Source organism: Aquiflexum balticum DSM 16537 (assembly GCF_900176595.1).
Lineage (GTDB): Bacteria > Bacteroidota > Bacteroidia > Cytophagales > Cyclobacteriaceae > Aquiflexum > Aquiflexum balticum.
Map to the genome: position 1 here is coordinate 5835596 of NZ_LT838813.1, position 12664 is coordinate 5848259.

The following is a 12664-nucleotide window of genomic DNA, read 5'->3' on the forward strand; positions in this document are numbered from 1 at the left end:
ATTATGGAGATAGTTACTTCTTTATGAGTCGGTAGTCAGCATCAGCAAACATTGGACTGAAGTTATTTTACTCTGGTTTTAACCAGATTTTAGATTCATATCCGTCAGTGACTATTATAAAAAGTAGATGTTTAAAAACAATTAAATTTATCCAACATATAAAATTCATGAGGTAGATTAGTTGATATTGGCTTATTAAATAATATGATTAATTTGAAAAACAGTGCCTACATAATTTAAGAATAGGGAGCGAATCAAATAAAATAATTATGGTTTAGCTTGAACAATTTTTATTTAAAATAGATTTAAATTACCTTAAAATTAAGAATATAATGAAAATAGGAATTCACTCCAAAACAGGAAATTTCTCCGAAAGGTGGATCAAATATTGTGAAGAAAAAGGAATAAAATACAAGATTGTCAATTGCTATGATAATGATATTATTGATCAACTTAGAGATTGTGATGCCCTAATGTGGCATCATTACGAATATTCGAAAATAGATTATTTATTTGCAAAACAACTTTTATTCGCAATCCAGGTTAGTGGAAAAAAGGTTTTCCCAAATTTCAATACGAATTGGCACTATGATGACAAAATAGGGCAAAAATATTTATTTGAATCTATAGACGCACCCTTAGTTCCAACTTATATATTTTACTCTAAGGAAGATGCCTTTAGATGGCTAAATGAAACAAATTTTCCAAAAGTATTTAAATTAAGAAATGGAGCAGGATCTTGGAATGTAAAAATTGTTAAAAACAGGAAAATAGGTTACCATCTAGTTAATAAAGCTTTTGATAAAGGTTTTGAACACACCCATCCTCCTCTTGAATTTTTCAAAGAAACCTGGAGAAATTATAAACTAGGTAAAAATCAATTATCACATGTTAAAACTGCATTAAAAAGATTTATATATATTCCTAAAAGACACCGTAAACCAGTAATCGAAAGAGATTATATTTATTTTCAGGAGTTTATTCCAGATAATTATTTTGACATTAGAGTAATTGTGATTTATGGAAGGGCCTTCGCAATTAAAAGAATGGTTAGAGAAAATGATTTCAGAGCTTCTGGAAGTGGAGATATCCAATATTCCATTGAAAATTTTAATGAAGAAACAATTCAATTAGCCTTTTCTACCGCAAAGAAAATTGGCAGTCAATGTGCTGGGTTCGATATTATTTATCAAGATAAGAAACCACTCATTGTGGAAGTAAGTTTTGCGTTTACCGCTGAAGTATATGAAAAATGCGAAGGCTATTGGGATGAAAATCTTAATTTTTATAAGGGTCAGTTTAATCCATATGGATGGATGGTGGATTCAGTTCTCGATGAGAATAGGTAACTTCTGCATATATCAAACAAGGTTCTTAACTTTAATATTATTTTTTCTCGATAGGGGCAGATTTAATATACCATATAACATAACTGGAACTAATGCATTTCTCGAGAAACCCAGGTTAAAAAAAACTAAAAAATATACTAAAATGAAAAAAAATTGAATCCTGTCCTTTTTATTAAAGGTATTTTTCCAAACATTATAAAAGGCTAAAAAAATCATTAAACAATAGCATATTAATCCAAATATGCCCACATTATGTACGTAATATAAATATTCTGTATGCAAAGGTCTATTACCAAAAACTTTCTTCCCATAGTTACCTGGACTTTCAAACAGTCCGTATCCAAACCAAGGATCATAATCATAATAGACAAAAAGATCCTTATAGACTAGTTCAAATTCCATAAACCTCCCCTCATTTGCTATTTCTCTATCTTTTAAATTCCGTTTTTCAATCCTTTCTGTCAATTGATCCACAAATCCTATATTTATAGCGACAAGTAAACCGATTGAACCTGCAACAATCCCATAGATCAATAAATCTTTTAATTGCCTAAAATTAAATAATTCTACAATTACGGCCAATGTAGCAAATATAGAGAGTGCCATAACTGATCTTCTTAAAGTAAGTAAGACTAAAAAGATACTTATAAAATAGATCAAAAGGTACCAAATATTCTTTTCCTTTATTCCTCTTTTAAGAATCAAATAAAATGCCAACGGGAATACACCATAAGTATCGATCTGTAAATTTCCAAAAGATACTCCAGAAGTAAATCCGTATTCATTTTCTGGGTAGAACCCAAATAATGTCGATAGAAATGTGTTTAAAGAAAATAAAATGAAAATTAGAAAAGCTGATGTACTTATTTCATTAAAAATTTTTTCCCTTGAATAATACTGATAAATTTCAGGTATCAAAGGGATACAAATAAAAAGCCACATTGCCCCAAGTAATTCTGCTCTTTTCGCATTGAAGTCATTGACATCTATTAGCAAAAAAAAATAGCTCAATACGAGAATTATCGAGAAAATATTTCTTTTGACAAAAGGGAGATTGTAAACCACATAATAAACCAAAAGCGAAGCAAAAAGAAGGTCATTAAAGGGACCTGGAAATACCCCCTTTTCTCCTATTGCTTTTGAAGATAAATAGAGAAAGGGGAAATAAACAATAGACAATGACCCCTTCTTAAAAATTTGGTAAGAAATAAAAAAAGGAATCATTATTTCCAAAAAAAGAAAAAAAGTCTTCATATACAAATGTCTTTTTTTATCATTGATTCTTTTTTTAGACGTCTCACTAAATCTTTATTTTTGTGTTGACTGGACAAGGATAAATCCAATATTAATATTTACTTAAATTAATGAGAAAGCCTTATTAGTGCAGAAAGTCACAAAGCTACTTTATTTCTAGTAAACAGATTATTCATGAATGATTTTTTCGCTTTTTCCTCTTCATAATAGCCATAATTAAAGCCTTTATAGGTTAATTCCTTAGCTGGCACATCATTCAAAATGGCATAGATGTTTTTAATACCCTTTTTAATTTTAATGTCATTTAAATCATTTATAAAAGCTTTTTCACTAAAATTATAACGCAAAACGTAAGCTATTAAGTCAACATATTTAATAACTTCAAATGATTGACTTATCAAACCTACCGGTGGGGTATCCAATATAATCACCTCGTATACTTTTTTGAGCTCTGAAAGAAAATTAACAAATCTTTGTGAAGATAGTAAATCAGATGGATTAGGTGGTATGGCACCTGAAGTTATTATATCAAAATTGGGATACTTTGTATTTTGAATAATATCAAAAACAGAGTCTACCTGCTGACTCAAATAATTTGAAAGACCTACCTTATTTTTCAATTCAAAATCTTTAAAAGAACTTGGCTTAAACATATCACAGCTGATCAATAGCGTTTTTTTATTGTTCAGAGAATAAATAGAAGCCAAATTGATGGCAGTAAAAGTTTTACCCTCCCCAGAAAGTGTGGAAGATACAGCCAAAGTCAATTGCCTTTCTACAGGAACAACAAAACTAATATTTGTCTTCAAAGCTCTAAAAGATTCTGCTAAGGCTGATCTTGGTTCATTAATAACAACAAGAGGAGATTGAGTTTTATTTTGAGGTATTTTTGAAATCAAAGGCATGTTCAGCATTCCCTCAAGCTCTTTGGCATCTTTAATCCTATCATCTAAAATCACAAAAATTCCAATAATAACAACTGGAATAATTAATCCTAACCCAAAAAAAAGCATATACACAAATTTTTTTCTTGAAGTTTTAGGAGTGTAACTTGGTATTGCATACTCCACTATTTTATTAGTTGAAAAATTTGAGGCCATTGATATGGCAGCTTCAGCCCTTCGCTGCTGTAAAAATGTAAAAATAGTTTCGTTAAGATTTCTACCTCGCTCTAATTTGATTAAATCCTGTTCGGTGGAAGGCAATCTACTAAACTGGGTTTCCATTTTCCTCATCCTACTTTCCAAATCATTTACCCTAAGTTGGGTGTTATTGGATAAATTTCTTAAGACTTCAGCCAGTGAACTACTCGTGTCTTGGATTTTTCGTGTTAGTTCTCTAACCCTTGGAGATGCCTCGGTTTGGGTAAATAGCAAACTTGCACGATCATTTTGCAGGGTAATAAGACTATTGATTAAAGAATTCAAATTCGGATCTTCAATTCCCAAAGTTGCTGGAGCGATGATTTGGTCATAATTCTCCCGGGCCAAATAACTTTTTAGGTTTTCAAAATAATCCTTGTTAAACTTTTCTTGCTGAAGCTCAGATTCCAATTCAGTTATTTGACTATAGACTGTATTACTTTCTCTATCTATATCATAAGTTCTGTTCCCACTTCTAAAAGTCTCTAAATTGGATTCGAAATAGCTCAGAGAATCTGAAACGCCTGAAATCTGACTGTCAATAAATTCAACAGTATTTCTAGCCATCCTATTTTTCTCCTCCAATTCCATGTCCAGATAAACTTCCATTAGTGCGTTTAAATAATCTGCTCCTTTTTGTGGATGAGTCGAATTAAGAGTTATTCCAAGAACAGAAGTCTCACCATCAAGTTGAAAAACCTCAATTCCATCTCCAGAATATTTTGAAACCAATGAATTTTTGGTGTTTAAACTAATCAAAACCTCTCCTTCATTAATATTTTTAACCAATGATATTTTTAATTTCAAAAAAGGGAGTTCAAAAAATTCACCAAAAGAAAAATCTGAAGAGAATTCTTCTTCAAAGGCAAGCTCCTCACTCGGTGCGCCAACAATTGATTTCCGGTAAATTTTTTCAGGAAATCTAACTTTAAAATTTTCATTGTCTTCCCATGAAATTTGAATAAGTCCTCCTGTTAATTGGGCATGTCCCCAATCTACTTGAACATGAATTGGTGAACTTTTATAAAGTTCAGTATTTATAAAAATTCCAGGTTGAAAATAATCAACATTAAAATCCAACCGGTCCAAAGTTTTTTCAGCGACTGGCCTAGATTTTAGGAAAACCGCCTCATTTGCTTTTCTTTGATCAATTTTACTTGAAAATGACTTTGATAAACCAGTCAAATCCAAAATTCCATTAGCTCCAAGATCCTCGTTGATATAGAATTTGCTATTTGCCTGATAAACCGGTGGAGTAGATTGATTGACAAAAAAGGCAATTAACAATGATAATATAATGGAAGCAAAAATATATGGCCAATATTTAAAATATTTCAACAAAAATTTTATTGGATCAAATACTTCTATTGAATCTTCAATATTTCCTTTTCTTTCCATATTTTCTTGAATAATATTCATAGTAACTTATTTTAATTAGTCGTAGTATAAACCAGCAAAGCTAGGGTGGCTAGTGAGGTAAGTACTTGAAGAGTTTGCAAGAATGTAACCCCCGTACCTAATTCTCTAACTTTCATAGGTTCCACATAAATCATATCATTGGGCCTGATAAAATAGAATTCCGAAGCCATAATCTTATTGTCATTTAAATTGACCCTATAAGCTTTGGAGCCTTCCGGATATTGTCTGATTAACATAATATTGTCCCTTTTGGCCTGAATGGTCAAATCTCCTGCATGTGCAATGGCTTCAAAAATGGTAACTCGGTTCTGTAGTATAGTATATTTCCCCGGTCTAGTAAACTCTCCCAATGCACTATATCTTATTCCTCCCAATCTCACCCGAACAAAATACTCATTATCCCTTACAATTTTTTTCAATTCATTTTCTATGGCAATTTTGGCATCTTCAGTATTCAGTCCTACCATTTTAACCTTTCCAATAACAGGGAGTTCAACTATACCATCATCATTCAAAGTATATCCTGACAAATAAAATATATCCCCTCCATTCATCATTCCTCCACCTCCCATCATCATCCTTCCTTGATTCCCTCCGCTATTTATATCAAACAAGGTATTCAATAGCGGGTCTGATGTAGTGATATTGATCTCAACAACATCATTATATTGCAATAAATACTCTTCTGTATTTACGGGTACCAATTCACCAATTTGGGTTATTGGATTTTTTTCAGGGATATCCTGCATATAAATTACCCTTTTATTGGATATACAGCTACTGAAAATTCCGAGAACAGTAATTATGCTTAAGGCATAAAACAGGTTTTGTTTTTGTATCATTTTAAAATTCTAATAAAAGGAGATAGATGACAAGCTTAAATGCGCTGCTAAATTATTAATTTTTCATATAAAAAAAAACGTATTTCAGATTATTTTTTTTGAACTTTAAATATTTGTTGCTTTTAAAAGCGAATTAGACCCAAAATTAACGCAATTATCCTGATAGAAGCAAGGTTTTGTGATTTGATGTTAGTGGATTATGGGGGGAGAAAGAGGATTTAAAGGATAAAGGTTGGGGTGTCCGATGACCGATGACCGATGTTGGGACATTTCGGCAAAATGGATTATAGCTCCAAAAACTCGGTGACCAGCTGTTCGGGATTTGCAATCCCTAAACAAATTCCTAAATCCACCTATACCCCTTTTTCTAAACTCCATGAAATTCCCCAATTCAATCTCTCATATTTTTGTAACAAAGCCATTGCCCCAATTGAGGGTAAGAAAAAAATGAATTGGAAGTCACCCACACAATTTCACGTTCAAATGCACCATACCAAATAGGACCTGAGTTCCACATTTCGGTAAAAAAATTATTCTTCCAAAAGGAATCTATGACCGAAATTTACAGAATGGCTGCTGTCATAACCTCGGGTTTCGGCTCATAAAGTTTGATGGAAACCGAAAACTGATTGAAGCACCTTACCCCTCATATTAAGCCATCTTCAGGACTACCACAGGAAAATCTCAATTTCAAAGCCTACCTTAATTAGTTAGGGTAGCGGGAAGGAAGACAATGGACCGGGCCGGCCTTGGCCCTGCGCGCAGATAGGATTCCATTGTCTAGATTTTTTTGTTACTTTTTGTATCATGACAAAAAGTAAGAGAATTGTTGCAAGAAAAGTGAAATCAACGTCACTCACTTAAAACCACACCAATAATAAACCTTTTCAACAAACTTACTCTCTACATTTCGATAAAGAAGATCAGTCTTCGAAAACAAACTCTGTGACCAAAATTGCCTGAATCGCCGCTTTTCCCAAATTCTCCCCAACAACCATCGATTCTCACCTCCCCTATACTTAGGACAAACTTTGACTTGGTACTTGGTACTTAGTACTTTGTACCCAAAATCTAGCATCTCGCCTCCCCGATACTCAGGAGAATCTTTTTTACTTGGTACTTGGTACTTAGTACTTTGTACCCAAAATATCGTCTCTCAACGCACCAACAAAGGCCTCGAAGCAGTAATCACATTGCCCATAGAATCAGTCGCATAAAGATAAATCCTAGAGGGACTTGAAGGCAACTTGATTTCAACAAACTTGCCATCTAATATCTTATCCAAAACCGGGCTACTTCTTTCCCAATTTTGGTCATACACTACCCAAGAATACTGCAATTCTCCATCATATCCATTTGTAATAGCTGCTGAAACCCAAAAATTTTCTCCAGGATTTAAATAATCCCAATGCCCTACTATGTTAATATCAGGAAAGGAACTAATCATCTGATTTTCTTCTAACCAAACATTTTGCAAGTAATAATATGCAGGCTTTAGCCTTCCTTTATTATCAGTAATTCCGAACCAAGTTGCAGTACCCTCAAAACGGTCCATCCAACTAAATGCGATTCCCCCTAGATTTTTACCTTTAAAGTTTTGTATATACTCTATCCACTGCCTTTCATACCACTCAGCTTTACTAAGGGATGATAGCTCAATCAATGAACTATTATTTATATAATCGCCCAATTCATAATTCCAATAACCCTTTGGACCAAATTCAGTCACCACATAAGGTTTGTCAGGATAAGCAAACTCCATTATTGAATCAAGTTGACTTATATTTTCCTCATAATAAGAATTGATACCCAATACGTCAACATGGGGTGCAAAAGCCCTATATTGGATGATAGCACCGATTAATCTTTCATTATCATGTTCTTCCGAAGAGAATACCGGTCTTTCAGGATCAATTTTTTTGATTTTAACTGCCAAATCATCTAAAAACTCAAGATAACTTCTTCTGACTGACGTGAGGTAAGGTTGTGCGTAATGCTTCTTTAGAATCCCCCATGTTTCATTTCCGATATTCCAACCTATGATGCTTTTATCATTTTTATATTTCCTTACCTTTGCCAGTACCCGTTTTTCGTAGGCTTTAAGTTTCTTCACATCTTTTTGGAAATCTGTTTTAGGGTCAAACCAAAAGCCATACATCACTTTCAAATCATGCTCTTTAGCTGAATTGAGAATATTCCTATCGTAAATACCGGGTTCATACCTTCTAATCGTATTGGCACCCATTTTTTTGATCAATGAAAAATCCTTATCCAATTGTTTCATTGACAAGGGGATAAATCCTTCTTCCCAATCATGGCCAGGATTGTAACAGATACCTTTGATATAGAAGGGTTGACCATCTACGATAAGTTGGTGGTTTCCTGGACTTCCAATCAATGAGTGGGGTGATGTTTTAGATGCAATCTTGGAAGTAGGATTATTAAGATAATTTCTTTCCGAATGCAAATCAAACTTGTCAAGCCAATTAGACACCCCATTAAGGTCAAAGGTCCAATCAATGTGTTTGGATTCTTGGTCAGGACGCCATTGAGTGATCCAGTTTTTATCCAAATCACTAAAGAAGAATACGAAAGATCTAATTTCCGGAAATTTAGTTTTGATGGAATGGATGGATTCACTTACCCAGGTTCTGCCGTCCTGCCCATAGGAAATTGAACCAAACTCTGCTAACATGACAGGTAGCTTAAAACCTTTTTCCGCAATCTTAGCACTGAATGGTTGATAGATTTGTTCAAAGCTTTTTGAAGTTTGATCTTCACTTGCCAAACCATAATCCAAAGCAGTCAATCCAATCCAATCTACATACTGTGTATAACCTCCGGAAGGAAAATAAGAATCAAATCCCTCAGTGGACCATGGACTCCATACCCAAGAAACATTATGAGCACCCACCTTTTCAAAACGAAGATGAACATACTTCCATGCTTCCACAAACTCTTCAGGAGTATTGTTTCCTGCCCTTGACCAAGGATACATAGGGTTTTCCATTTCATGGGCAAACCTTAAAAAAACGGGCGAATGAAGGTCTCTTAATGCTACTGCCACATCGTCAATATAAGCATCAAAATATCCATTCAAAATATATTGAAAAACCTTTTGATTATTTTTAAGATCATTATTTTCAGAATAAGCTTCGAATAAATTAGACCATGGTTCCCAAGTTATCATTGGTAAGGCACCATGGTTAATAATAGTCTCCCATTTTTCTACAGGTAGCGGTCCATCTCCCCAAGCTACGTATGTAGAAATCACAGAAAATTGATGAGCTGCTTTTTCTTCATGTCCGTTGATTAACGATATATCTGATAAATAATCAAAATGGGGATCATAAATTCCTGTGTAGAACCCACCCAATTCTTTTTCAATTGTTGTTTTAGGTCTTTGATTCAATAAGTCATCCCTGTCCAGATTAAAGGAACTGATGATGAAAACCAAACTGCTTGCCAACATGGAAAATAAGACCAAATGTAAAGCTACCCTGCTTAATTTTAGGTAGGAAAAATTCTTTTGAGTGAAAGTAAAGGCATTTCTAAACCATTTCCACTTGGCTTTGGTATTCAAAACCCATGTAGTCTGCCCCATGGCAAATATCGTAAAGAAAATCATAGCATTGATCGATGAAAAGAGTGCCATTAACATGCTATAGGGTTGCCAATCCCAATACAAACCATAGCAAACTGCAAAGGCTGAGATTAAGGCCAATAATAGATTTGGCAATCCTAATAAAAATTCTCCTTTGGTCGAATGCTCTTTTGGCGTGGGAATATACGGTACTTTTATGTTCAATAAGGTGTAAACAAAACCAATAATAAAAACCCACCATGTACCTACCCTCAAAAACCCTCCAACCAAATGAATGCCTTTCTCTTCGGGATGATTGAGCCAGGATTGAGCATAAAACCTATAGGTCAGGCTGAACAGAAAAAATGGGGTAAAATAAACGAAAAAAACCATAGGGTCAACCAACCAAGGATATTCTCCTGTAAACAAAGCATAAGCTGGAATCCCAAAATCAATTAGTGTAACAAATCCAAATAAATAGTAGAGCGGAATTATGCCATAATGCAATTTTTGCCTCCAAGTGAATTTCCAGAAAAGCTTTGGAAAAAGATTGAACCACAAATCAAAGGTTCCCCTACTCCATTTCAATTGTTGTTTGTAGTAGGCTGAAATGCTGCTGGGAACCTGTCCTCTGGACAAAATGACCGGTTCATACACAGACTTCCAGCCTTTAGCGTGAAGCAGCATAGATGTATGCATATCTTCAGTCAGGCCAGGAGCGTGTCCTCCTATGGAATCCAGTGCGGCTCTTCTAAAGGTACAATTTGCCCCAATAGCCTGAGCGGTTCCAAATTCCCCCATAGCTTGCATATAAGGTCCATAAAAAAGATATGTCTGTTCTGCTGCTCCTTGGGCGATCAAAGATTCTTTTTGGTTGCCATAGGATTGGACTACCTGTACATAACCTATTTCAGGATTATCGAAATGATGCAACACATGGTCTAAAAATTCCGGATAAGGTGCGTGATCTGGGTCTAAAATCACACAAATTTCTCCTGTGGCATATTTCAGGGCATTGTTGATATTACCTGCCTTGGCGTTTTCATGGGTATCGCGGGTGACATGTACTACACCAAGATCGGCACATAGTTCTTTCACATATGCATCATTTCCTTCATCACAGAGATAGGTGGTATGTGGGTATTTTACTGCCACCAAAGCCCTTAAGGTATTCTCCAACATGTTATAAGGCTCACCGGGAAAAAAGGTTGTGAGCATATCCACCGTGTAAGGTTTTAAAGGTGGCTTTGGCTTTTCTGATTCATCTCGGGGTTTTGGTAATCCGTCATAATGGTACCATTCAAAAAGCACTTTTAACAATTTAAAAGCCAATGAAACTGTAAGCAGGAAATACAGGACCCGATGTCCTATACCGACTTTCGAAATAAACGCATATAAAAATAAAGCCAAAGATAAAATCCCAAGAATCAGGATAGCCTTGCCCAGCAGGCGTTTTAGATTCATAAATAGGTAATTAGGGTGATAGCGAATTCAAAATACTTTATTTTATTTTTGAAATACAAATTTTTTTATATAAAATTTATATCTCGTAAAAAATGATAAACTTATTTAATTAAATTTGGGAATTAAACTTTACAAAACTATTAAAATATGATCAATGCCCAAAAAGGATTAATAATTACTTTGATTTTTACTTCTTTGCTTTCACTGTTTTCTTGCAAAACAGATAAAAAGGAGGTATTTCAACCAACTGTACAAGTAAAGTATCAGGAAGGAAGGGCAATACTTTATAGGTATGGGGAGCCATATTTTATCATAGGTGCTGCGGGCACCCAATATATGGATAAGGTGGCTGCATATGGTGGAAACTCAGTCAGGACATGGAATTTGCAAGATGCTGACAGCATTTTGGATAAAGCTCATGAACTTGGATTGACAGTGACCTTGGGAATCGAAATCGGTCGCCCACTTTGGGGAAATGACTTCGCCTACTGGAAAATCTGGGAAGTGGCAAAGAAAGTAGAAGAAATAAGGCCATTTGTAGAGAAGTACAAAGATCACCCTGCCCTGTTGATGTGGGGGGTCGGCAATGAGGTGAAAGGATATGGAGGTGGAACGAGGTTAGAAGTTTACTACATAACCAATCAAGTCGCGAAGATGGTCAAGGAGGTTGATCTAAATCACCCAACCATGACTGCTCTTAATCATTCATCTAAAATTGACTTCCTTACCCCCACAATTTTATCAAATATCGATATTCTGGGTTTCAATGCTTTTCGAGACTTAAACCGCATGTCAGGAAAGGTATATGGGGAAGACGGATGGAAAAAAGCCTATATTTTTTCCGAGTGGGGAACTTGGGGTCATTGGCAGGCACCAGAAACCGAATGGGGTGCGCCCAAGGAATTGAAGGACGCTGAAAAAAGACATGCCATGGAGCAGAATTGGAATACCATGCTCCAGGATTCCTCCCTTCTTTTGGGTGCTTATGCGTTTTATTGGGGATACAAACATGAGGGTACCCAAACCTGGTTTAGTTTCTTCTCTGAGGAAGGTCTTCAAACGCCGTCCCTTCAGTTTTTGAAAGAAGCATGGTCTGGAAAAACGGTGGAGAATGCTGCGCCTAATGTCAGCGACATTTCGATTGAAAACCCGAAAAGTTTTGTCAGGGACAATTTCTACCTGGAAAGCGACAAAATATATACAGCTAGCGCACTGGCAGAAGATCCCGAAGCGGACTCACTGGAATTCATCTGGGAAATCAGGGATGAAGAAAATTACTTTCTTGATAAAAATTATTCCAACCCAATCGACTCCCTGATTGTGGTTTCAAATGGACCAAAAGTCCAATTCAAGACGCCAAAGGATGAGGGGCCTTTCAGGGTTTTCGTCTACGCACTTGATGGGCGGGGGAATTTCTCCTCTTACAATATCCCGTTTTATGTCATAAAGAGGTGATTTTAGATAAAAAAAATTTAGATGATTTTGACATAAGTTTACCAGCTCGGCAACCGTCATCCTGAGTGGAGAAAATTGGCATTTACAGAATGGGGAATGACAGTAAAGTTAACCTGATTAGGCCTCGCCCGCGATAATTATCGGGATCGGCCACCG

Annotated in this window: 6 protein-coding genes; 2 read left to right on the forward strand and 4 right to left on the reverse strand. The window is 35.2% G+C overall.

What is annotated here, in order from left to right; translation table 11 throughout:
* Positions 1 to 332 precede the first annotated feature (332 nt).
* Positions 333 to 1349, forward strand: a complete 1017-nt coding sequence (locus B9A52_RS24715) for an ATP-grasp domain-containing protein (RefSeq protein WP_084123228.1) — start codon at positions 333 to 335, stop codon at positions 1347 to 1349.
* Positions 1350 to 1361: 12 nt separating this feature from the next.
* Here B9A52_RS24715 and B9A52_RS24720 read toward each other — a convergent pair whose 3' ends face one another.
* The 4 genes from B9A52_RS24720 to B9A52_RS24745 form a co-directional block, all read right to left on the reverse strand.
* Positions 1362 to 2603 (reverse strand): O-antigen ligase family protein, encoded by a 1242-nt coding sequence (locus B9A52_RS24720; RefSeq protein ID WP_084123229.1) that lies wholly within the window; start codon positions 2601 to 2603, stop codon positions 1362 to 1364.
* 137 nt (positions 2604 to 2740) lie between these two features.
* On the reverse strand, positions 2741 to 5164 hold the full coding sequence (locus B9A52_RS24725) for a GumC family protein (protein WP_084123230.1): 2424 nt from the start codon (positions 5162 to 5164) through the stop codon (positions 2741 to 2743).
* Between the two features lie 11 nt (positions 5165 to 5175).
* Positions 5176 to 6006 carry a polysaccharide biosynthesis/export family protein gene (locus B9A52_RS24730; RefSeq protein ID WP_317045529.1) on the reverse strand — a complete coding sequence of 277 codons (831 nt, stop codon included), beginning with the start codon at positions 6004 to 6006 and terminating at the stop codon, positions 5176 to 5178.
* Between the two features lie 1156 nt (positions 6007 to 7162).
* Complete coding sequence (locus tag B9A52_RS24745) at positions 7163 to 11053, reverse strand: glycosyltransferase (protein WP_084123233.1); 3891 nt, start codon at positions 11051 to 11053, stop codon at positions 7163 to 7165.
* Positions 11054 to 11200: 147 nt separating this feature from the next.
* Between B9A52_RS24745 and B9A52_RS24750 the strand changes: the two genes are divergently transcribed.
* Positions 11201 to 12508 (forward strand): glycoside hydrolase family 2 TIM barrel-domain containing protein, encoded by a 1308-nt coding sequence (locus B9A52_RS24750; protein ID WP_084123234.1) that lies wholly within the window; start codon positions 11201 to 11203, stop codon positions 12506 to 12508.
* The last annotated feature ends 156 nt before the right edge of the window (positions 12509 to 12664 follow it).

Excerpts from the sequence above, each read along its gene's own strand:
- B9A52_RS24715 (WP_084123228.1), top strand. The coding sequence starts at position 333 with ATGAAAATAGGAATTCACTCCAAAACAGGAAATTTCTCCGAAAGGTGG.
- B9A52_RS24720 (WP_084123229.1), bottom strand. The coding sequence starts at position 2,603 with ATGAAGACTTTTTTTCTTTTTTTGGAAATAATGATTCCTTTTTTTATT.
- B9A52_RS24725 (WP_084123230.1), bottom strand. The coding sequence starts at position 5,164 with ATGAATATTATTCAAGAAAATATGGAAAGAAAAGGAAATATTGAAGAT.
- B9A52_RS24730 (WP_317045529.1), bottom strand. The coding sequence starts at position 6,006 with ATGATACAAAAACAAAACCTGTTTTATGCCTTAAGCATAATTACTGTT.
- B9A52_RS24745 (WP_084123233.1), bottom strand. The coding sequence starts at position 11,053 with ATGAATCTAAAACGCCTGCTGGGCAAGGCTATCCTGATTCTTGGGATT.
- B9A52_RS24750 (WP_084123234.1), top strand. The coding sequence starts at position 11,201 with ATGATCAATGCCCAAAAAGGATTAATAATTACTTTGATTTTTACTTCT.